Here is a 23256-nt window from a genome sequence, read left to right as displayed (position 1 = left end):
GCGGGCACCCACTTGACCACAGTTGAACCATGAAAACGCAAGAAAAAAGGAGTTAAAACGATATGAAAAAAAGACTTTTATCATGGCTCTTAGTGCTGACCATGGTAATCTCCCTCGTCCCAAGCACTCTCGTTACGACCGCGTTCGCGGCGAACGCGGCGGGCGGCGGCGTGGTCATCACCGGCGCGCAGTCTTTGGGCGATGATGCGAACCCTGTCACAACTGCCAGCGTTTACAAGATCAGCGGTACCCGCCAAAACCCGGTGAAGATCACCGCGACGGATAAGGTTGTGCTGGTGCTGGACGGCGTGACCATCGCAACAGCCACCTCCCCCATCGAACTGGCGGATGGCGCAAAGGTCATCCTTGTGGTGAAGGACAACACGACCAATGTGCTGACCTGTACCGCAACGAACTTGACCGCGGACAACAGCGGCAAGACGGCCGGTATCCTTGTGCCGGAAAGCGCTTCGCTGATCATTGACCGCGTTTCTGGCGAAACCGGCACCGGCACACTGTCCGTCACCGGCGGCTACGGCGGTGCGGGCATCGGCGGCGCGGCCACCCTGGGATACACCAGTGAGCGCGGCGCGAAAGGCGCGGATGGAGACAACGGCTCTGCTGGTGCATGGGATGTGGCCGACATTAAGGGCCAAGCTGGCACAAAGGGAACTGGCGGTCAGGGTGGACTTTACGGTCAATCCGCAACAAATGCAGGTGCCATCACTATAAATGCCGGTACAGTGAATGCTGTTGGTGGTCAAGGCGGCGCCGGTATCGGCGGCGGCCGTGGCGGCGATGGCCAAAATGGTGAAGTCGGCACAAACGGCAGCAGCGGTACGGAAGGGCAGGCCGTTCGTCGATGGAATACAGGCACATACAGGAATCAGCGAACGGACTGCGGTGCATCTGGCAGTGCTGGCGGCGGCGGTGCCGGCGGTAACGGCGGTAATGGCGGTGCTGGCGGCAATGGCGGTGTTGTTGCTATCAAGGGCGGCACTGTGACCGCAGAAGGCAAGAACGGCGCTGCCGGTATCGGCGGCGGTGCTGGCGGCAACGGCGGCAACGGCGGCAGCGGTGGCTCTGGTGGTGCCAAAGTTGGCAACCAAAATACAACGGTAGCGAATCACTTCGGTTGGGGCGATGTGTACTGGTATCCTGGTTTCGGCGGCGCTGGCGGCAACGGTGAAGGTGGCCATGGCGGTACTGGCGGTACTGGTGGCGCTGGCGGAACGCTGAGTATCACTGGCGGCAAGGTCCAGTCGAATGGCTATACTGGCTTTGGCGGCGGCAGTGTCGGCACAGCCGGTACAAAGGGTAATGGAACACGGACGAATGGTGAATCCAGTACCTATGCATATTTCTGGTACGCAAAGGGTGGATCCAATAGTTGGTCAAATCAGTATTATGGTCACTGGTATGGCAATAATGCGGAGGCTTATTACAGCCAAGCGGCAGGCCCCGGCGGCAACGGCGGTGCGGCTGGCACACAGGCTGCCGCCAACGCCAACGGCGCTGACGGTACGCTGACCATCACTGGTTCCAGCAACAACGTGGATTTTATGTCGAATGGCAGCGGAAACCTGACCAATGGCCAACCCACGGACAAGAACAACAATCCGCTGTACCGCGTGGAGCTGACGGTTTTTGATCTGGAAAAGGACTCCAAGATCAAGGACGCTAATGTCAATGTAGAGGTTCCCGGCGGCGGTAGCAAGGTGGCATATACCTATAAGACCGTTTCGGAGGAAAACGGCAAGGCGGTTCTTTGGCTGCCCGTCGGTGAGTATACGCTCACGCAGAAGGCGGTCAACCATGCAACGCTGGGCGCGATCCCGAAGGATCGTCCTGTCACGTTTACTGTTGCTGAAAACAACGGCAACAAGCAGGACGTGATGATCGGTGTTTCCGTCAAGGTGACCGCCGACAAGACGGACAAGGTCTACTTCACGAAGGATACCGAATACCCGGTGAAAATCCAGGTGGATACCTCTGATATGGATGAGGTGGATCAGCCGATCCAGTCTATTAAGTGGTTCCGCGAGACCATAAAGGACCATGAAGATACGGAATATGGCCCCACGGATACGGGAAATAAGGGGGAATTTGACGAAAGATACGGCCAAATTACGGATGGCAATAAGGGTACGCTGACAGTTGCGACAGAGAAGGTTTACAGCCTGTCCATCAACCAGAATGGCCGCTATTGGGTGCAGATCGAGTATAAGTCCAACGGCATGAATGCGAAGCTGGTCAAGGGACTGACCGTGAACAACATCTACCGGACCTTCGACATTCAGTTCCGCACGGAATGGTGGGAAACGGTCGGCGGTGCCGGCGGTACCCAAAAGCTGATCAAGTCCAAGCCCGAGGGCGACGGCGTCTATGGTCCGCTGCTGGACAGTCAGGGCAACCCCGGCCCCCAGAAGGTCGGCTTTGCTTGGGATCTGGACGGCTACAATGCTGCCGATATCAGCGCGGGCACTCTGCTGGCCGATCCCTACGGCGGCTTTGATCAGGTGAAGTTCTATGCCGTAAGCTCTGAGCTTTCCTACAATACTGCGGTGCTGGGCAACTATCACGGCTTCACGCAGACCAATCTGCATTATGACAAGACCATGGACGGGAGCTTCTTTACCGCCAATGAGGACTGCGATATGGTCCGCGGCGTGAAGGACTACGGCAAGTATACGCTGAAGTACAGCCCGAAGGACGCGAATCTGACGCTGGTCACCATCTATGGTCGGGTGCAGGATGAGCACGGCGCGGTGGATCCCGATGCTGAGCCTCTGTACACCAGCCAGCGGGCCTATACGCCCCTCATCACCGAGGACAACATCAAGGCCAGCGCCTGGACGGGCTACAAGCTGGTGGGCGTTCGCGTCAACGGTCAGCCTACCGCGTTCGTCAAGGATGACCAGGGCAATGACACCGATGTGGTGGCTCTGACGGAGATCCATGGCTCGATGACGAAGGATAAGATCCGCACGGTGGAGTTCCTCTATGAGTACAACATGACCAATGTGACCATCCACGGCTATCTGAAGGGCACGACGGACAAGGTGTTCGACGACATCACGGTCCCCGCGGAGATCGGGACGCGCTTCAACTATCCCCAGCCGGACATCGCCGGGTACGACACCGAGAGCGCGGTCCCCGCGAACGGCATCATCGACGCGGTCGCCAAGAATGATACGATCATATTCTACTACCTCAAGTCCAAGGGCAATGTGACCTATAAGGCCGTGGATGCGGACGGCGGGGTGCTGGCCACCAAGACCGAAACGATCAACAACGGCGGTACGGTCGTTAAGACCACGGACAAGGCAAATGACCTGTTCACCATCCCGTATTACACGCTGACCGGTGCGGGCACGGCTTCTGCCGATACCTACAACGGCAAGGACGATGTGACCGTCACCTACACCTACACCCGCAACAAGCACAAGCTGACCGTTGTGAAGAAGGATGTGGACAGCAAACAGGCGATCACAGGCGCAGCGCAGGAGATCACCAATGTGCCCGCCGGCAAGACCTATACTTTCGGCGCGACGGAGATCACAGCGGTAGCCGGCTACACCGCGGCCACAGAGCTCAATCCCACGAGCTACACCATGGGCGACGCGGACGCGGAGGTCATCTTCTGGTATAAGAAGAACGATGATCAGCGCTACGCCACTGTGACGGTCAACTGCGAGTATGATGGCCAGGTGTTCCATAGCTATACGCTTCCGGCGGTCAAGGACGTGACACTGCCTATACCGGCACCGACATTGGACGGATACAAGATCAAGACGGGTACAGATGCGACCAAGAATGTCACCCCCAACGGCAATCCTGACAATGACACCGTGACATTCCAGTATGAACTGGACGGCACCCAAAAGACCGTCACGGTCAAGCTGGTCGGCAAAGCCACCGTCGGCGGCACCGAGAGCGAATTGACAAAGCCAAGCGGTTATCAGGTCGAATACCTCCTCAAGAAGGGCGAGAGCGTGACGATCCAGGCGCCGCACATCGACGGCTATGACCCGGTGAGCGCCGATCTGACCAGCAGTGCGACCCAGCCGGGCGACAAGCAGAGGGTAACGGTTTCTTGGGGCGGCCTGACGGGCAACGCAACCTTGACCTTCCACTATGAACCCAAGAGCAGCACCAGCTTCGTGACCCACACCATCAAATTCACGGTGATGAAGCAAGGAGCAAACCATGAGGTGTACTCTTACAGCAAGCTGATCCCCAGGGGCACCGGCGCGGGCAAAAAAGTGGAGTACAAGGAGGATGATGTCAAATACACCCTCCCCGGCTATGCCTTCACTGACATCAGCTATGAGGTGGGCGGACACGAAACCTACGATCCGAATCAGGTGACCGACCTGGTCGACGCCACCATTATCTACCACTTCGAGGAGGACGCGGCGCAGATCGTAATCAAGCAGAACTGTACCGTAGAACCGGATCAACACTCTAAGAAAGTGACGCTGACCGGCTACCGAAAAGGACAGACCAACATCAAGGTCATGGCACCCCTGCTTGATGGCCACGCGCTGGCACCCGGTGAACCTACCTTCCAAACTGTCGGACTGGCTGCTGATGGAGGGCTAAAGGCGGGAGCGAATGAGGTTACCTTCAAATATGTCGGCGAAAAAGACCTCATGTTCAAGCTGGTCGAGGTTGAGCTCGACGAAAGCGGCGCTGTGACGAGCCAGAAGACGATCCAGCTCATTCAGGCTGGAATAAATGAAACCTATAACCCCAAAACACAGGGCAATGCACTGGATCTCAGCGACTTGGGTTATACATTTGCGCCCTGCAACTTGGCAACAGACCCGTTCAATAGCGATACTAACCCCGAAATAACGCATAGCACTACTCTCGCAGTATCAAAAACCTACACCGTCTGCTACACCAAGAAGACCCGCGATGTGGACTTCGTTGCAGTGGATAAGAGCCAGCTGGACGCGGCCGGCAAGACGCTGGACGCGGTGATCAATGACGGCACTGTGGACAACTACACCATCGCCGACCTGAATCCGGTCATCCCGGAAAAGGCCCGCGTGGGCGAGACCTACAAGGCTGTGGCGCAGAGCTTCAACGGCTGGGCACTGCGGGATGACTACAGCAAGTACTACGAGGTGGCGGATGCAGCGGACCAAAACGACCACCTGAAGGTCTACTTTATGTATGTTCCCAAGGCCAGCGGCACCGTTGTCATCCAATACAACTCCGGCACCGATGACCAGAATAAGGGCATGCCCCTCAATGAGTATTCCTTCCAGGCAGTGGCCGGCGAAAAGGTGTCCATCACCCCGCCGAAATACATCCTGAACGGCAAGTACAAGCTGCGCACCGGTCAGGATATCGCCCACCTCTTGTCGGTGGAAGCCACCCATGCAACGGAAAAGACCTTCTACTATGAGCCGAACTTCGTCACGGTTACGGTCAAGACTAAAACAGGCGACGCTCAAGCCGAGCTTTACGCCACCCATGAGGTGAATAAAACCAACGGCAGCGGCACTCCGACGACCGACAGTCTGACCCTGACCCCGCCCAACAAGGCAGGCTACACGCTGGTGGGCATCACCGGCGCGGGCGACGGCACGGCAGCAACGCTGCCCACCGGCTTCAACGGAAGCATCCAACTCACCGGTTGGGACGCTGATAAGGAAATCACATATTACTATCAGAAGACCACCGCGGCGGAGTATCAGTATGACCTGAAGGTCAAGTATCTGCACAACAACAATCCGCTGGCAGAGGAAAAGATCATCAAGGTCAGCAAGGATCAGGAAAACAGCATTGATGTCCCGACCTTTGGCGATTATCAGGCAAAAACCTATCAGCTGAACGGCAGTACTCCAGCGGATGTCACCGGCAATACCGTCACCATCACCCCGACCGCGGACGTCGACACACTGGTGATCCATTACGGCCGCACGGACGGCACCATCGTCCTGCCCGGTAAGGATAACAAGATCCTCGCGCCGGATGACAAGGACAATGTGGTCGTCAAGCCGGGAACCGGCACTACGATCACCGGCCCGGAGGCGGACGGCAGCATCAAGATTCCGGAGAACGGCACAGGCACCGTGACCCGCCCCATTGACCCGACCAACCCGGATCAGGGCAAGGAAGAGGTCAAGGTCCCCGGCGGCACGGTCATCAAGCCCGACGGCAGCATCGTTCTGCCCACCACTCCGGACGGCCCCGGCGGCACCATCGCCCCCGGCGACAAGCTGCCCGACGCAGTGCCGGTCGGCTACCGCGCTGTGGTCTACAAGGCCAACGGCGGCGTGGGCGACGATCAGATCAACATCTATCGAAACGATGAGACCATCCGCACCATCTTCAACCCCTTCACCAACGGCACCATGACCTTTACCGGCTGGAGCACGGCGGAGAACGGCGTGGGCGGAACGAATTTGGATGAGGATGCGGAAATTACCGGCCTCACCGGAAATGTGACCTTCTATGCCCAGTGGGCGAAGAAGAACAACGACGGCTCCATCGAGCTGCCCGGCAAGGATAACAAGATCCCCGCGCCGGATGACAAGGACAACATCATCGTGACCCCCGGCAACGGCGGCACGCTGGACGGCCCCAAGAAGCCGGACGGCAGCGTTGAAGTCAAGGGCGACGAGGGTACAGTCACCCGTCCCATCGACCCGGCGAAGCCGGATCAGGGCAAGGAAAACATCAAGGTCCCCGAGGGAAGCATCGTTTACCCCGACGGCACGATCAAGCTGCCCGACGGAACGACCGTCAAGCCGGAGGATAAGTTCCCGGATGCGGTTGTCACAGAGAAGTATGTGGTCATGACCTATGAGCCCAACGGCGGCGGCGGCAATGTCGTCCGCAAGGTGGTCGAAAAAAATGCGGAGACCACCACACTGCCCGGTACAGAGTTCACTGCTCCCTCCGGCAAGGAGTTCAAGTCCTGGCTCGATGTGACCACCAATGCGGAAGTGGCGGAGAACAGCGCGATTACCCCCACAAAGGATATGGTGCTCCGGGCACAGTGGAAGGACAGCACACCGATCCCCACCACTTACTCGGCGGAGATTACGTTTGAGTCCAACCACAATGATCCTGCTGCAACCCAGACGCTCACCGGCACAACCGGCGAGATCCTTACCGGCAAACTGAATGCATACGCATTTACTCCGCCGACAGGTTGGAAGTTTATGGGCTGGAGCACCGCAAAGGCGGCCTCCCAGAATGCAGCCTTCTATGCGAATGAGGCAACGGTAACACTGAAACACGGGGAGAAGCTGACGCTGTACGCGATCCTCTACAAGCTCGATGCGAACACTGGCGTTGCAACACTCCCCGGCAAGGACGGTCAGCCCGAGGGCGGCGACGATGTCACGGTGAAACCGCCTGCTGGCGGAACACCGCCTCTGGTTCCCGGAAACGGCTTTATTACGGCCCCCACCGGCAGTGGGATCAAGCAGCCTGCAAACGCAAATCCCATCAAGGTCATCGAGGGCGAAGTGAATGTCTACCCGGACGGCAGCGTCTTTGTGCCGGACGGCAGCAAGGTGACGGACAAGGACGGCGGCGAGGTCACCGGTCCTTCGATCATCAAGCCCGATGGCTCGAAGGATGAGGATGCCAACAAGAAGCCCATCCAGAAGCCGGACGGCACCATCGTGCTCCCCGGTAAGGACGGCACCATTGGCGGCGGCGACGACATCATCGTGAAGCCCAACGGCGGTAAGCCTGCGGGCCGGATCGACGAAACCACCGGAAATGTGACCATCACCGACCCCAACGGCGCTGATGTGAAGTTTGAGGGCAAGACGCCGGAAAATGTCAAGGTTCCCGTTGGCTCGATTATTGAACCGGACGGCACTGTGACTTTGGCTTATACCATTCGCTATGTGGATGGCAGCGGCAGAGATCTTCATACGCCTGCGATTCTGCTGCTCAAGGAAAACGCGATTAAAACCGTAAAGTATGTGAGCATCGACGGCTATACCCCGAAGGGCGACCAGACGCAGACCATCACCGGCAAGCTTAGCGAAAATCTGAGCCAGTACACCATCACCTTCACCTACGACAAGCTGGCGACCGGCGGCAATACCGGCGGCGGCTCCTCCGGTGGTGGCGGCGGCTCCTCCGGTGGTGGCGGCGGCTCCTCTGGCGGTGGCGGTGGCTCCTCTGGCGGCTCTGCCGGCGGCACCACCAACCCCACGCAGCCGGATACCAAGCCTACTCCCGGCACGAAGCCCAACGATCCCACCCAGACCGGCATCGCCAACTGGCTGCGGACCGACAAGCACACCACCAGCATGACCGGCTACGGCAACGGCCTGTTCGGGCCGGAGGACAAGGTCACCCGCGCACAGGTCGCGCAGATCTTCTATCGTCTGCTCAAGGACAACAATGTGAAGATTACTGTGAACTTCACGGATGTTCCTGACGACGCATGGTACGCGACCGCTGTCAATACCCTTGGCAGCCTCGGCATCGTGGGCGGCATCGGTGACGGCAGCTTCGACCCGGATCGTCCGATCACCCGCGCAGAGTTCTGCGTGATCGCAACTCGCTTCGCCAAGGTCATCAGCACGGTGGAGAACCCCTTCTCGGACATCAATGCCCAGGATTGGTATTACACCGCAGTCACTACGGCTGCCAGCTATGACTGGGTCACCGGCATGGGTGACGGCAGCTTCCGTCCCTACGATGTGATCACCCGCGCACAGGCGGCTACCATCATCAACCGGATGCTGGGCGCTGCCGCGGACCGGGCGTATGTGGACGAGCACGTGACGAATCCCTACCGGGACGTCGCGCCCACCCACTGGGCCTACTATCAGATCATCGAGGCGTCCGTTGCCCACGATCACGGCTATGATGCCGAGGGCGTGGAAATTTGGAAGAGCTTGAAGTAAGGTAGTATCCCCGACGTAAAGGAGGGGAGCCGAAAGGCTCCCCTTCTTCTCTAAGCGCCTATCTTTCGCATGATAGGCGTTTAGAGAAGAATTTCATTCTGTAAAAAATTAATGTGAGGCATCCCATATGACACTATTACAAATCATCCTTTTGATCGCACTTGGCTTGCTGGTCGGTGCGGCAGCGGTCTTTCTCTTTTCCTGGAAACATACGGAAAAGAACGCACCAAAATTCGATGCACTCGGTACTGTTATTGGGTGGCAGGATGTTAAGATCCCCTTTATGGGGCGGGCTATCATACAGTGTACGAAAAAAGGCAAGCCCATGCAGGTGCAGAGCACTCTCATGTTCCGCAGCCGAAAGCCGAAGCAGGGAGGCAAACGACTGTGGACGATCACAGTGCTCCCTACCAAGGATAAGCAAAAGGTCTATATTGCAAGAAAGGTCAAATAAGGAATGAACCATATGGTTGGAATAAAAATACAAAATGTGTTTGATCACATGGGTCGAGGCATGGTCGATCAAGCATTGGCAGAGCTATACAGTGCCGTCCGGATCACCGCATCAGGCGTATATGATAGTGCGTTGGATGGGGATGTACAATGCAGACGATTCCTGCACGATCGCATGGAGATAATTTTAGGGACATGGTTAGGTACAGTTGCAGCGCCGGGACTGCATATTGTACCTCGGAAGGAGTCGGAGGTCTGTATCCCGATGGAGGATATCCTGCTCGACCTGCTGAAAACTGCGGCAGATGGGAAATCCCCTGCTGTGATATGGAAAAACGCTGGGCAGATGATGATCTTCCGAGATGGGAAACTCTATTCGTCGCTCAGCCTGGTGTGGGGCATCGTTCTGGCAGTCATGACCTGCCCCTTTAATAAAGATCAGCGTATTGGTGAGAACTGCTGGCTCTCGACCATGACATTCAAATACCTGGCAAACGACCTCTGGGGGGAAGAAAAGCAGGTATTGCGAATGCTGCAAATGCAGACGGATTAAGCGTGCTGTACAGCGAAGAATGTGCATCCAAGATAGCAGAGATATCGGGAGGTGAAGGACTCTGTGGTTACCAAGATAGGAAAAACGGCTGCGGATGAGCTGAATGCCTTGGCGTGGGCGGCCCAAAAAGCCGGACAGACTTATGGACAGTTTCGCATACAGGTGACGCCGGAAATGCTCGCTGATATCCTCTGCGAATACAGAGCCATGAAACAGAAACAGCGGGATGAGGAGGCTGCCCGTTTATCAAGAAGCAAGAAGAAGTAGAAAGACAGATAAGAAGAAAAAAATGAACCATACGGGGAGAATACGATATGAAGAAAACGCCCCACAAGCGGGGTCTCGCCCTGCTGCTGAGCCTCATGCTCCTGCTGTCCATGCTGCCAACGGCGGTGATGGCGGAGGGCGAGAACAAAAATACGATTTATACCCGCTATGTTTCTTCTAATAGCCAAACGGGCAGCGGCACACAGGGGGAGCCGAACGGCTCCCTTCTTCTCTAAGCGCCTATCTTTCGCATGATAGGCGTTTAGAGAAGAAGACCAGACACCGAGATACAACGCGGCGGTCAAGCCGTAAGATCGTATGATCAAGGAGAGCAGAGTATGGATTTGCAAACTATCTTAGACCAAATGGTTGAGATCGTTTATGTCAGCGATCAGACGACCGATGAACTTCTATATCTAAATCAGACCGGCATACAGCGCTTTGGCACGCCCACGCCGGGAGCGAAGTGTTACGCGCACCTGTGCGGCAGAGCATCGCCCTGCCATTTCTGCGCGCAGGGTCGGTCGAGCTCCCAAAAGCAGCGGCAGGCATGGCTGCGGGAGCGCCCGGATCTCGGCAATGTGCTTTTGAGCCATACGCTCATCGAGTACGAGGGCAGACCGTGCCGCTTGGGCACTGTGACGGACGTAGACCGCTACATTGCGGAGTTGAGCGCGGCGAAGAGCGATCTGACCGCGGCAAAAATGCTCATAAGCTGCATGGAGCAGATGGTCAGCGGCGGTGACGCCAAATGCGTGATGGATACGGTGCGGGCGTATTACGACGCGGACAGGGCCTATGCGCTGAGATTTGCGGCTGACCGCCGGACTGCCAGCATAATCCATGAGGTGTGCCGGGAGGATGTGGTATCCCAGCAGGAGCTCATGCAGGATATCCCAATGGAGCTGCTCAAGCCGATGCTCTCTGCCCTTCAGCCGTCCAATCAGCGGACGGTGTGTGTAATCGCGGATGTGGACGCGCTAAGAGATGACCCCGCCCGCCGTGCTGTGTACGACTGGCTGCATCCGCAGGGCATTCACAGCCTCATCGCCGTACCGGTCTACCACGGCATGGAGCTGCATGGATTTCTGTGCGTAGAAAACCTGCGGCAAAATGTTGACGCACCGGAACTGATGGAGAAGATCGCCTACATGGCCGCGGGGGAGCTGCATCGGCGGGAGCTGATGGAGGAGCTGCGCCAGAAGGCGTACTACGATCCTTCAACTATGTGCTACAACCGCATCGCCTACGATGAGGCGCTGGATCGGCTCTGCGGCACGGAACGGCCGGTGGGCATCGGCAGCCTTGACCTCAATGGTTTGCGGCGGATCAATGAAAGCCTTGGGTACCGCTACGGGGATCGGATCGTTTATAAAGCCTGCGCCATGCTCAAAAGCTGCTTTGGATACAAGAATGTGTATCGCGTCAGCGGCAACGAGTATGTGGTGCTGTGGCCGGATGTTTCCCTCGAGACTTTTACGGCGGCCTGTGAGCGGCTGGAGACCGAGCTCAAGGAAGAAAATGACTTTGCCAGCTTTGGACATGCATGGGGGACGAAGGAGAAGGTCGGCGACCTTATTTCGGAGGCCGAAACCGCCATGCGGGCACACAAAAACCGCTACTACGCGGAGCGGGATCAAAGCGAGCGTCCGGCCTATATTGATAGGTTGCTGCGGGAGTTCCGGGAGAGCACCTTTATTGGATTTTTGCAGCCGCTTTATAGCATTGAAAAGGGAAAGGTCTATGGCGCTGAGGTGCTTGTCCGCAAGGTGGACGCGGCGGGCAGGATGCAATTTCCCATGGAGTTTATCTCCGCGCTGGAGCAGTACGGCATGATCTCCATGGTGGACCTCGAAATGTTCCGCCAAGCCTGCGGACTGATCCGCCGCTGGAAAAGCATCTGGCCCGACCTGATCCTCAATGTCAACTTTTCAAAGGCAACCCTCGGTGAGCCGGACTGCATGGAGCGTGTAGATGAGATCCTCCGCGATACCGGCGCTGACCCAAAGCAAATTATCGCGGAGGTCACGGAGCCGTCCCAGAAGATGCAGCTGGAGGTCATGGACGAGCGGCTCAGCGCCTTGAAGGAGCGGGGCTTCTCCGTGGCGCTGGACGATATGGGCACGGAGGCGTCCTGTCTGGAAACGCTGTTTCTGCCGCAGCTGGACATTATCAAGATCGACCGCAGCCTGATCTCCCGCGCCGAGCACGGTGAGCGGGAGCGTACCGTGGTGGCGGGCCTCATCGAATTGGGCCACCGTTTAGGCATGACCTGTGTGGCCGAGGGAATTGAGCAGGAAACGCAGATGGAATTGCTCAAAACGCTCCGGTGCGACCGCTTGCAGGGCTACTATATCGGCAAGCCCATGCCCCCGGAGGAGTTTTTCAAGCGCTTCGCTCCGGTGGAACGGCTAACGGGAACGAATGATACTTAAATACCATGAGAACATCTTTTTATGATTTTTGCGCTGAAAGCGGAAACGAAAGCCTGCTGAGAGAATGGGACGCGGAATTGAATGGGGATCTGACGCCCCAAGCGGTCTCCCACGGCAGCACAAGGGAGGTCTGGTGGCAGTGCCAAAAGGGGCACAGCTGGAAAAGCGCCGTCTACGCCAGGACGGCGGGAAAAGGCTGCCCCTATTGCGGCGGACGCCGTGTTATACCGGGCTTCAATGATCTGGCCTCCCAAAACGGAGAATTGGCGGCGCAGTGGGATGCGACAAAGAACGCCCCGCTGCGGCCGGAGGAAGTCACGCCCGGCAGCCACCGAAAGGTTTGGTGGCTGTGCCGGAAGGGGCATAGCTGGCAAGCTGAGATCAAATCACGGCATTCCGGCAAGGGTTGCCCTGTCTGCGCCGGAAGGACAGCGCCCGGCATTACCGACCTGAAAACTGTGGCGCCGGCAGCGGCGGTCAGATGGGACCCGGAGCGCAATGGCCGCGACACACCGGACCGGGTATCTGCCGGGAGCTCCCGGCAGGCGTGGTGGCGCTGCGAGAAGGGACACTTTTGGCGATCCCCCATCCGATTTCAAAGTGGCGGGGAGCGCGGATGCCCCTACTGCATGGGGATGAAGGCGTGGTATGGCTTCAATGATTTGGAGACCGTCGCGCCGGAGCTTGCGGCCCAATGGGACAGCGAAAAAAATAAAGAGCTGACACCCCGGCAGGTCACGGCCTTCAGCAACAAAAAAGCATGGTGGCGCTGCCCACGGAACCATTCCTTTCAGGCGGCGATCTCCGCGAGAAGCCGCGGAACCGGATGCCCCTACTGCGCGAACAAGAAGGTACTGGCAGGCTACAACGATCTTGCCACCAGATTTCCGGAGCTTGGCAGGCAGTGGCACCCCACGCTCAACGGCGATCTGGTACCGGAGCGAATCGTGTACGGGAGCTGCCGGAAGGTGTGGTGGCAATGCGAGGATGGGCACGTATGGAAAACCAGTGCTTATAAGCGCACAAAGAAGGACCGGCCGACCGGCTGCCCGGTTTGCGCCGGGAAAACGAATAAAGAGCGGACAAGACGCTATGACCGCCTGATGGCGGAACTTGAACGCCCGGATGCATGAGCGGCAGACAGCGCCAGCGGGTAAATACAGCGAAAAATGAACGGAATGGGGTGCATGTTATGTATCGCAATGATGAAGGAACGGTTACGGTGAGGGAATTGGACGCCATCACCTGGGCCGCAAAAAACGCCGGTGTTTCCTATTTTCCGCGCGGAACGCGCGTGAATAGAAGTACCCACAAAAAGGAGAATGACTATGAAGAAAAGAATCTTGAGCACCTTCCTCACGTTAGCCCTGTTGCTGACTCTGCTGCCAACGGCAGTGATGGCAGAGGGCAATACGATCTACACAGATATGAGTCACACGGGCGCGGAAAACGGCTCATACAGCCAGCCCTACGCCAGCTTTGAGACAGCGCTGGAAAAGGCCCAAGATGGCGACACCATTGTAATCAAGGGCAAAGGCTTTATCAATGTGCAGACGGTGGAAGACGCGCCGTTTGTCATCAATAAGGCTGTCACCATTACAGGAGACGGTAATTCGACTGGCGAACTGTATATTCGCGCCTCCGGTATTCTGCTGGGCGCGGATGTGACGATGCGAAATGTGGAATTGAATCTGGCAAACAAGTATCACAACGCCATTTTTGTCAACGGTCACAGCTTTAACGCCGAAAATATCACCCGGGGCTCCGGCTCCCGTGCGGTGCATCTGTTTGCCGGTGGATTAACCACCACAAACACTATTCAGGTACCCGCTCCCGGCTCTGCCGCCGCGTTGACGCTGACCAACAGCACATTCGGCAATATCCACGGGGGCGGCATGAATGGCACATATACCGGCAACGCGCAGATCAATATCACAAACTCAACCGTTGGCAGTATCTATGGCAGCGGTGCGAAAGAGGCGGAGTTTAACCGCGACGGCTGGTTCGACACCACGGAGCCGCCCGTGCCGACAGCCGATCCCACCCAATATACAGTCGACGGCTCGGTGAATATCACCGTCGATGGCGCGTCCACAGCCGGTGGGACTTATACCGTTTCCGTGAATGGAAACGGTTCGAACGACACCTCCTTGACCATTAACACGGCTAAGGAAAGCAAGAAACTCAACCTCGCTCATTTGACCGGTTTGACCGTCAACGGCGGCACGGCTACGGTCGCGGCGATCAATGAAACGGCTGATGTAGCGCTTAATAACGCGACCATCAGCTTTGCGGGATCAAAAACCATTAACAGCCTGACCGGTGACGGCAAGATCATTCTTGGCAAGGAGAACATGCTGACCATCACCGGCGCGTTCAACGGTACTTATCACTTTGAGACAACCGGAGGCTTCAATGGAGAATCCGGTCTTGCGGAGTATGAGCACACCTACATTACGGCGGGAACGAATAGCGCCACTGTCAGTTTCACCCCATATAGTTCACAAGCCGGAATGAACTTAACGCAATCTAATAACGCATGGGTAACCAGCGCGATGCCTGATAATCTTCCGTATGTTGAGAGTTTTTCGATTTTAGATGCAAATAGAGTTGTTAGCCAAACATATGCGGCGATCAATGGACAAGACGGAACTATTTTCCCCGCTGAAATTATCGTGAACTGGAGCAGTCCGAGTGATTCGGCATCTTTGGCGGATATCCCCTTGAAGTTTAAGGTATCTGTTGTAGGCGGAGCGTCCTATGATGCAAAAACCGAGAGGATAAGGGAAGATGGGGATACAGCAGAAAAATACATCGCAAGCGTTTCGGAGCTTGGTATGTGGATAGAGATGGGCGATGATGATCCTGGTAAAACCGGATTTATCACAATTCGAAAAGACATATCCAGCGCTGAAAGTACAAGAAATATTGAAATTGGAACCTATATCTTCTCCGTCTTTGCGCCGGACGCCAATGGCGGCGAGATCCAGCAGAACTTCACGCTGATCGTTACCGAGGAAAATTCCAGCAAAACGGAAACTTCCACCGCGATCACGAGCATCGCCCCCGCCGCTTTTGGCGACACGCTGACGCTGACCGCGACCGTGACCGCCGATACTCCTGTGGATAATTCTGCGGTGGAGTATTACATCAACGGTAAGAAGATCAACAGCAATCCTGTTTCTGTCACGCCCGACAATGGTTTCAAACTGGACGACAACGAACTGCGGGCCATTTATCCCGGTAACGACACCTATGCCGTTTCGGTGGGCACCGCGAATGTCACGGTCAGCAAAGCCACCGACGCAAGCATTCATGGTTTCCAAGTCCCCACCGGCGGCACGTTCAACGGCACGGCCCACACCGGCAGCCAGACAAATCTCGCGATTCAAAGAAACGGCATAACGCTGGACAGCAGCCCCTCCGTTACGGTGGAATACACGCAAAACAACCAGCCGGTCAGCCAGCCGGTTTTCCCCGGTAACTACACCGTGACGCTTTCCGCGCCGGAGGGGGAGACCTATGAGGCAATCTCCCGGCAGAGCGCTGGCAACTTTACCATCGGCAAGGCAGCGCCCACTGTGACCGCAAGCGCCGAGGACAAGGGCAACGGCACGGTGGAGCTGACGGCCACGGTCAGCGGCGTCGGCGCGTATTTTCCCACCGGCAGCGTGACCTTCAAATTGGGAACACATGAGGTTTCGGCGGTTCTGAATAACGGCACAGCCAGTCAAACCATCAAGAATGTGGCCGCCGGAACGCACCAGTACAGCGCCTCCTACACCCCGGCAGGTAACGACGCTCTCTACAATGGGGCAAGCAGCGGCGAACAGTCTATTGATGTCAATGGCTCCCAGCCCCAGCCTCCCGTCAAGCCGGAGATCACCCTCACCGACATCTCCATCACCAAGCAACCGGACAAGATGGAATATGTCGAGGGTGATAAATTTGATCCCACCGGCATGGTGGTCACGGCGACATATAGCGACGGCACCACAGCACCAGTGACCGAGTTTACCTTCGAACCCAAAAGAGCGCTGACCACGAATGATACAAGCATCACCGTCAGTTATGCGAAGAACAACGAGACAAGAACCACTACACAGGCGATCACCGTAACGCCCAAGGATCCGACGGTCACGCCGGGTGCTGTGGTCACGATCAGCGGCGCGCCTGCTACCGCCGTCTACGGCGACAGCTTCACACTGACTGCTTCGGCTGCCAACGCCGACACGAACGGTACATGGACCTGGACGAGCAGCAATCCCGCCGTGCTGGAGATCACCGGCAGCGGCAGCAGCGTGACCGTCAAGGTCCTCAAGGCCAGCACCGCCCCGGTCACGATCACGGCGACCTATACCTCCGGCGAGAAGAACGTCAGCGCCACAACGAGTGACATTCGTGTCACACACCGCGCCATCACTGTCCGGGCGGATAACAAGAGCATGACCGTGGGTGGTACGCTCCCGGCGCTCACTGTCAGCTGCGGCAATTTTGCCAGCGGCGACACCGCCGACATGGTGTTTGCGACGCAAGCCGCCGCCTCCACCACGGCGGACGGCAAGACGGCGGGTAGCTTCCCCATCACCGTCACGGCTCCCACGCTCAAGGATGGTTGGGCGGATAAGTATGAGCTCGGCACGATAGAGAGCGGAACCCTGACGGTCCGCGCCCAGTCCTCCAGCGGTTCTTCCTCCGGCGGTGGTGGTTCTTCCTCTGGCGGCTCCAGTAGTTCCGGAAAGGTGGAGACCACCACCAAGCCCGACGGCACCACCGTCAAGACCGAGACCAAGAAGGACGGCACCAAGGTGGAGACCACTACCGCCAAGGACGGCAGCACTTCCAAGACCACAACCAATCCCAACGGCAGCTCCGTCACCGAGAACAAGGCCGCTGACGGCTCCACCGGCACGGTGAAGACCGACCGGTACGGCCAGACTACGGCGGAGACCCAGCTGAGCGGCAAGGCCATCGAGGACGCCAAGAAGAATGGTGAGCCTGTCAAGGCCCCTGTTGAGGTGGAGGCCACCCGGAATTCCAATACCGCGCCCGTGGTGAACATCGAAGTACCCAAGAGCGCAGGCGAGACCAAGGTGGAGATCCCCGTTTCCAATGTGAAACCCGGCACCGTGGCTGTCCTCGTCCATCCTGATGGCACCGAGGAGATCATCAAGAACTCCGTTCCTACCGAGGACGGCATCCAGCTCACCGTGAACGGCGGCGCCACCGTGAAGATCGTGGACAATTCCAAGGACTTCATCGACACCCGTGAGCACTGGTCGAGAGATCAGGTGAACTTCGTTGCCGCCCGTGAACTGTTCCAGGGCGTGGGCAACAACCAGTTTGGCGTGGAGCATCCCATGACGCGCGGCATGGTGAATACCGTACTGGCGCGGCTTGCCGGCGTGGACACCACCTCCGCTGCCGGGCAGAACTGGTACGATAAGGGCGTCGCGTGGGCGCGGGAAAACGGCGTCTCTGACGGCTCGAACCCCGATGGCAATGTCACCCGTGAGCAGCTTGCCACCATGCTCTATCGCTATGCCGGGTCTCCCGCCGTGAATGGCTCCCTGCCGTTCTCCGACGCGGACACCGCGAGCGATTACGCCCAGGACGCGCTCCTCTGGGCGACGCAAAACGGCATCCTCAACGGCTACGGAGACGGGCGCATTGGCCCGAAAGCCAACGCCGAGCGCGCGCAGGTCGCCGCCATGATGGCGCGGTTTATCCAGAACGCACAGTAAACAAACCCTCATCCCATCAAAGCAGCTTTCACAAAGACGAATCGGAGGGCACTTATGATTGGATAAACTACTATGACAAGCGGTGAGGAACGCTGGAACGGACTTACCACCAGATAACCAAAAGAAAGAAGATTGGGGACGATAGTCCCCTTCTTCTCCAAGCGTCCCATGATGTATGAGGCGTTTGGAGAAGAAGACTTCCTACCATAGAAAAAACAACAGCAGGAGGAAAGCCATGAATAAGAAAGAACTGATCGCAAGTTAGAGACGCGCACCGGCGTATCACAGGACATGATCGAAACGGTGCTGAATCACACCATGGATGAGATTGGGCGGCGGATTGCGGAGAAAGAGTGTGTAAGACTCTCCGGCTACGGTATCTTTGAGCCCCGCCCTCGGCGGGGGGCATCAGCCGGGACTCCCGTGTGCGGTGGATGACCGATGAGCCGCCTAAAATATCCGTTGTCTTCAAGGCGGGGAAGGAGCTCCGCAAGGTAATGAATGCCCCCATCCCCAAGCCGCCCAAGGCGTGCCTGGACTGACAAAGAAAAATGCAGATGATGTGACGAATTTATAGAAAGGTACGAAAGATAAATGAGCAAAAGAAACGGAAATGCGGTATAGGAGGACTGATTCTTGATTTTATACTGACGCTTTTCACGGGAGGTCTGTGGCTGATAGGGATCATCATTCATTATCTGCGGAATAATAGCTGACGATTTTTGCGTGAAACCAAAACATGAATCAAAAAAAGGAAGAAAATGATTATGAGACGACAAAAGAATCTGCAAAGAGCGGCCAGCGTGACCCTCTCCGCTCTGCTGCTGGCAGGCGCCGCAGCGTCGCCTGCCCTCGCCGCCAACGTGAGAGCACGCCATGACCTCACGGCAGCCCTCACGCTTGCCAACGATAGCCTGTACCGGCCCAGCTCTATTGGTGGTACTTATCTGGGCGTCAATGACGATGGCCTCTATGAATTTGAGGTGACTATCCCGGCGGACTTCCAGAGCCAGCCCACACCGCTGGAACCGGATCATTATTATCTTCAGCATGAGATCAGCAATCCGGAGGTGTTGGGGAGCCGGGCCCAGTATTACTATGGCATCCGCCCCGGCAAGTCGGACATTACCTACTCCGTCAGTGAAAGCTCGGACGGTCCGTTTACCCCCAAGGCCATCGTCCATGTGACTGTGGTGAGCAAGGAGGACTATCTGGCCCTTACCGGTCTGGATCATATCCACAAGTGGTACTACAGCTATGACAGCGACGGTCCCACCTGCATCAAGGAGAGCGTCAGCTCCCGCAAATGTATGACCTGCGGGGAAAATCAGATTATCGAGGTAAGACCCAAGCTGGAGCATCAGTACGAGTCCAGGGTGACCACACCGGCTACCGCCACTAAAAGCGGTGTCCGGACCTATACATGCTCCCTCTGCGGAGACTCCTACACAGAGACGATCCAGAAGATCGGAGGTACAACAGAGTCTGTCATCGTGAAGGACCCTAACGCGAAGGCGGCGGTATCCAGCAATCAGGGAGAACAGAACTACAGCTGGTACGCCAGCAAGCCGGTCACCTCATACCTCTATGAACGGCAGGACGGGAATCTCACTCGTGTGGAGTGCATCGAGGGGAAGGTCGTCGTGGAGAACTACGACAGCAGCTTCCAACTTCTGACCTCGGACAGTGTCCCTATGGAGCTGGAGCTGTTCGGCGGCTTCTACGCAGGCGAGGGCTATAACTTCCTTATCTTCGGTCAGCAGAATCCGGAGGAGTCTCAAAGCAAGGAGGTCGTCCGGGTGGTGAAGTACTCCAAGGATTGGAAACGCCTGGATGCTTCCAGCCTGAAGGGTGCCAACACCACGATCCCATTCAGGGCAGGCTCCCTGCGCTGTGCGGAGTATAACGGGATGCTGTATATCACCACCAGCCACCAGATGTTCAAATCCAAGGACAGGCTGAATCATCAATCCAATCTGCTCATCGGCATCCGGGAATCGGACATGGCTATTACGGACAGCCGCTATGATGTGCTGTATGCCGCCACCGGCTATGTCAGCCACTCCTTCAATCAGTTCATTCTGGTGGACGAATCCGGACGGCTGGTGACCATGGATCACGGCGACGCTTACCCCAGATCGGCGGTGCTGTTCCAGTATAAGAACCCCGCGGGCAGCGAGAAGTTTGGCACTGCCTCCTACGGCGAGGTAATGACCTTTTACGGCGCCATCGGAGAGAACTACACGAACGCAGCTCTGGGAGGTCTGGCCGCTTCCGGCAGAAATTATCTGTCCGTGATGAATACCGCGGTACAGAATGGGAGCGCGAACAGCAAAAGCGTAAGAAATGTTGTGCTGTATGTGACCGGCCAAAGCGACCTGAACAGCACAAAGACTGTCCAGCTGACGAACTACAGCGCAGGTGGAACTACCAGCGCATCCGTTCCGCAGCTCGTGAAGCTGTCGGAGGACCGATTCCTCGTGCTGTGGGAGATCAACACAATGGATCAGTATGGGAACTTTGAAGCGGACGGGACGATTTGCTATGTCATCGTGGATGGCAGCGGGAAGCAGATCGGACAGGCCCAGAGCGGAAAAGCACGGCTTTCCGATTGCCAACCGATTACAGTAGACGGCAAAGCGGTGTGGTATGTCACTTCCAACAGTGCACCGAAGTTTTATGAGATCAATCAAAACGGTAGCCTGACAGCATATAGTGCCGCTTCCAGTGGGACTCAGCAGCTGGGACAGTCGGCATCGGGACTTGACTTCAAAGATGTCCCTGCGAACGCCTACTATCTGGATGCGGTAAAGTGGGCGGTCGATCAGAATATTACCGGAGGGACCTCTGCCAATACTTTCTCACCCAACGCATCCTGCACCCGCGCACAGATGGTGACCTTCCTTTGGAGGGCAGCAGGCAGCCCCGCACCCAAGAGTACAACGAATCCGTTCAAGGATATCAGCAGCACGGATTATTTCTATAATGCCGTCCTGTGGGCAGTGGAGCAGGGCATCACCAGCGGCACCGGCGCGGATACCTTCTCACCGGGCGCAACGGTGACCCGCGGTCAAACCGTTACCTTCCTGCACCGGGCGGCAGGTTCGCCCTTGGCAGGCAGCTCCGGCTTTAACGATGTTTCGGATGGTGCCTACTATGCCAAGGCTGTCGCTTGGGCAAATGAGAACGGCATCACCAGCGGCACCGGCAGCAACAAGTTCAGCCCCGGTGCGGACTGCACCCGCAGCCAGATCGTGACGCTGCTCTATCGCGCCAACAATTGATATTTCTCTTCACTTTTCTCTTTTTTCGGGAGGTTGGGGGCGTTTGCCCCCGCCTTCTCAAGGCGCTCCATCGTTGATGGAGCGTCTTGAGAAGGTATTCATTCACGAGTAATCCGGGTGTCGTTTCGGAGCAATACTCAAATGCAACTGAATATCGGCAGGTTTGAAGACATCCTGAAAAAGCGAGGTGAAATAGGTATGAGAGAAACGCTGCACGATTACTGTGACAGAACCAATATGCAGTATCTGCTGGATGAGTGGGATGAAGAAAAAAGCGCACCTCTCACGCCGGATGCTATGTGTGACAGAGGGCATTGAAACAGACAGCCAGATTGAATTGTTAAAAGCGCTCGGCTGTGACCGCCTGCAAGGCTACCTGATTGGTAAACCTATGCCCGCAGAAGATTTCTTTCATCAATTTGGAGAGTCTACTCTCCGCAAAAAATAAGGAAAAGGACTTGAGGAATATGAGAACCTACATAAACCAGCGTGGTCGGCTTGCAGTGCTTGTTTCTGCAATGATGATCACCGCACTGATCGCCGGACTGATCCCGACTGCGCTGGCAGCAGGCACATTGACATTCTCAGATGTACCTGAAAGTCATGCCTGCTACGAGGACATTCAGTGGGCGGCAGACAACGGCATCGTGAACGGATACAACGGAAAATTCAACCCAGATGGGAAAATCACTGTGGAACAGTATTGCACGATGCTGTCGAGGAGCATTCCGGAGAATGAGCAGGACACGGGCGATCTTGGTGTGTCAAAGGACTCTATGCTTTATCATCTACGCCGCGTGGTGCGTCATGGTTGGACAGGCTATGGTGCAGAGCTTGAATTACAAAAGGACCGTACCATCCAAGCCAGCAACGCATGGAACTATGCATTGACAGCAACTGGGACACAGGTCTATTCCAGTCGGCTGTATGGCGCAAACCCAAATACCAACATTGACGGAATGCGTACTGCCAAGGAACTGGGACTTGCGACTAAGGACGCTGATGCAACGGAGATCATCACCAGAGCACAGGCGGTATCCATCATCCATGCGGCGCTGACGAATACCAAAACTGCACAGGAGCCGCCCATCGTGACCGAGATGAAGGGTGTTGTTAAGGATCTGCCTCAGAGCGCGATCAATGATTTCTATGCAGATATGGCAAAGGTGCCGGAACCGATCCGCAAGGCATTTATCACGGACGGCTGGAAGATCTGCTTTGATACCGGAAAAATCAATGAATACTCGGATAAAAGTGGCATTTACAGTATTGGCGGCATGACGGTCTACTCGGAAAAGACAATCTACCTCGCCACTGAAAGATCCCTGCTTCACGAGATGGGTCATTACTATCAGGAAAAAATCAAGACTACCGGTATTGATAGAAATGTTTACAGCGCCTTTGAAACGATCCGCAGCAAAGAAAAATGGAGCGGCCCCCTGTATTCCAGCAACCGGCAAACAAACGGAGCAGAGTTTTTCGCTGACGCGTTCAGCTATTATGTAACGTGCGGTATTGTGCGGGCCGACCCCGCTGGTACGGATGCAAAAGCAACACTCCAAAGTCAGGAATATTTTGATGAGCTTGCGGCAAAAGGCTGGCTTTTTACACGCTGACCTTGTT

Annotated in this window: 13 protein-coding genes and 1 pseudogene; 12 read left to right on the top strand and 2 right to left on the bottom strand. The window is 56.5% G+C overall.

What is annotated here, in order from left to right:
- The first annotated feature begins 62 nt into the window (after nt 1-62).
- The 7 genes from KQI26_RS01690 (at nt 63) to KQI26_RS01660 (ending at nt 13738) form a co-directional block, all read left to right on the top strand.
- A complete protein-coding gene (locus tag KQI26_RS01690; RefSeq protein WP_216502905.1) occupies nt 63-8897 on the top strand; it encodes an S-layer homology domain-containing protein in 8835 nt (2944 codons plus the stop codon).
- A 127-nt stretch (nt 8898-9024) separates the two neighbouring features.
- Nucleotides 9025-9351 (top strand): hypothetical protein, encoded by a 327-nt coding sequence (locus KQI26_RS01685; RefSeq protein WP_216502904.1) that lies wholly within the window; start codon nt 9025-9027, stop codon nt 9349-9351.
- Between the two features lie 12 nt (nt 9352-9363).
- Nucleotides 9364-9903, top strand: a complete 540-nt coding sequence (locus KQI26_RS01680; RefSeq protein WP_216502902.1) for a hypothetical protein — start codon at nt 9364-9366, stop codon at nt 9901-9903.
- 63 nt (nt 9904-9966) lie between these two features.
- Nucleotides 9967-10170, top strand: a complete 204-nt coding sequence (locus KQI26_RS01675) for a hypothetical protein (protein ID WP_216502900.1) — start codon at nt 9967-9969, stop codon at nt 10168-10170.
- Nucleotides 10171-10217: 47 nt separating this feature from the next.
- A complete protein-coding gene (locus KQI26_RS01670) occupies nt 10218-10406 on the top strand; it encodes a hypothetical protein (RefSeq protein ID WP_216502899.1) in 189 nt (62 codons plus the stop codon).
- A gap of 102 nt (nt 10407-10508) precedes the next feature.
- Nucleotides 10509-12605 (top strand): sensor domain-containing phosphodiesterase, encoded by a 2097-nt coding sequence (locus tag KQI26_RS01665; RefSeq protein ID WP_216502897.1) that lies wholly within the window; start codon nt 10509-10511, stop codon nt 12603-12605.
- A 5-nt stretch (nt 12606-12610) separates the two neighbouring features.
- Complete coding sequence (locus tag KQI26_RS01660) at nt 12611-13738, top strand: zinc-ribbon domain-containing protein (protein WP_216502896.1); 1128 nt, start codon at nt 12611-12613, stop codon at nt 13736-13738.
- 321 nt (nt 13739-14059) lie between these two features.
- On the opposite strand, the gene KQI26_RS01655 is transcribed toward KQI26_RS01660, so the two are convergent.
- A complete protein-coding gene (locus KQI26_RS01655) occupies nt 14060-14338 on the bottom strand; it encodes a hypothetical protein (RefSeq protein ID WP_216502895.1) in 279 nt (92 codons plus the stop codon).
- A gap of 461 nt (nt 14339-14799) precedes the next feature.
- Nucleotides 14800-14985: a hypothetical protein gene (locus KQI26_RS01650; protein ID WP_216502892.1), complete on the bottom strand. Its 186-nt coding sequence runs from the start codon at nt 14983-14985 to the stop codon at nt 14800-14802.
- A 457-nt stretch (nt 14986-15442) separates the two neighbouring features.
- Between KQI26_RS01650 and KQI26_RS01645 the strand changes: the two genes are divergently transcribed.
- The 5 genes and pseudogenes from KQI26_RS01645 to KQI26_RS01625 all read left to right on the top strand — a co-directional run bounded on the left by KQI26_RS01645 (nt 15443) and on the right by KQI26_RS01625 (nt 23249).
- Nucleotides 15443-18349, top strand: coding sequence for an S-layer homology domain-containing protein (locus KQI26_RS01645; RefSeq protein ID WP_216502891.1), 2907 nt, complete (start codon nt 15443-15445; stop codon nt 18347-18349).
- 270 nt (nt 18350-18619) lie between these two features.
- A pseudogene (locus KQI26_RS15640) lies at nt 18620-18787 on the top strand (HU family DNA-binding protein); the annotation flags it as partial.
- Between the two features lie 329 nt (nt 18788-19116).
- Nucleotides 19117-21633: an S-layer homology domain-containing protein gene (locus KQI26_RS01635; protein WP_216502888.1), complete on the top strand. Its 2517-nt coding sequence runs from the start codon at nt 19117-19119 to the stop codon at nt 21631-21633.
- Between the two features lie 262 nt (nt 21634-21895).
- On the top strand, nt 21896-22081 hold the full coding sequence (locus tag KQI26_RS01630) for an EAL domain-containing protein (protein ID WP_253292609.1): 186 nt from the start codon (nt 21896-21898) through the stop codon (nt 22079-22081).
- A 19-nt stretch (nt 22082-22100) separates the two neighbouring features.
- Nucleotides 22101-23249, top strand: a complete 1149-nt coding sequence (locus tag KQI26_RS01625) for an S-layer homology domain-containing protein (protein WP_216502886.1) — start codon at nt 22101-22103, stop codon at nt 23247-23249.
- The last annotated feature ends 7 nt before the right edge of the window (nt 23250-23256 follow it).

The organism is Intestinimonas sp. MSJ-38 (genome assembly GCF_018917925.1).
In the GTDB taxonomy this organism is placed as follows: domain Bacteria; phylum Bacillota; class Clostridia; order Oscillospirales; family Butyricicoccaceae; genus Pseudobutyricicoccus.
The sequence above is the reverse complement of the archived record's forward strand: the minus strand, read 5'-3'. Positions and strand labels throughout refer to the sequence as shown.

Bases quoted from the DNA above. Each gene is read 5' to 3' on its own strand.
- KQI26_RS01625 (WP_216502886.1), top strand. From the start codon at position 22,101: ATGAGAACCTACATAAACCAGCGTGGTCGGCTTGCAGTGCTTGTTTCT.
- KQI26_RS01690 (WP_216502905.1), top strand. From the start codon at position 63: ATGAAAAAAAGACTTTTATCATGGCTCTTAGTGCTGACCATGGTAATC.
- KQI26_RS01630 (WP_253292609.1), top strand. From the start codon at position 21,896: ATGAAGAAAAAAGCGCACCTCTCACGCCGGATGCTATGTGTGACAGAG.
- KQI26_RS01670 (WP_216502899.1), top strand. From the start codon at position 10,218: ATGAAGAAAACGCCCCACAAGCGGGGTCTCGCCCTGCTGCTGAGCCTC.
- KQI26_RS01645 (WP_216502891.1), top strand. From the start codon at position 15,443: ATGTGGATAGAGATGGGCGATGATGATCCTGGTAAAACCGGATTTATC.
- KQI26_RS01680 (WP_216502902.1), top strand. From the start codon at position 9,364: ATGGTTGGAATAAAAATACAAAATGTGTTTGATCACATGGGTCGAGGC.
- KQI26_RS01685 (WP_216502904.1), top strand. From the start codon at position 9,025: ATGACACTATTACAAATCATCCTTTTGATCGCACTTGGCTTGCTGGTC.
- KQI26_RS01635 (WP_216502888.1), top strand. From the start codon at position 19,117: ATGAGACGACAAAAGAATCTGCAAAGAGCGGCCAGCGTGACCCTCTCC.
- KQI26_RS01665 (WP_216502897.1), top strand. From the start codon at position 10,509: ATGGATTTGCAAACTATCTTAGACCAAATGGTTGAGATCGTTTATGTC.
- KQI26_RS01660 (WP_216502896.1), top strand. From the start codon at position 12,611: ATGAGAACATCTTTTTATGATTTTTGCGCTGAAAGCGGAAACGAAAGC.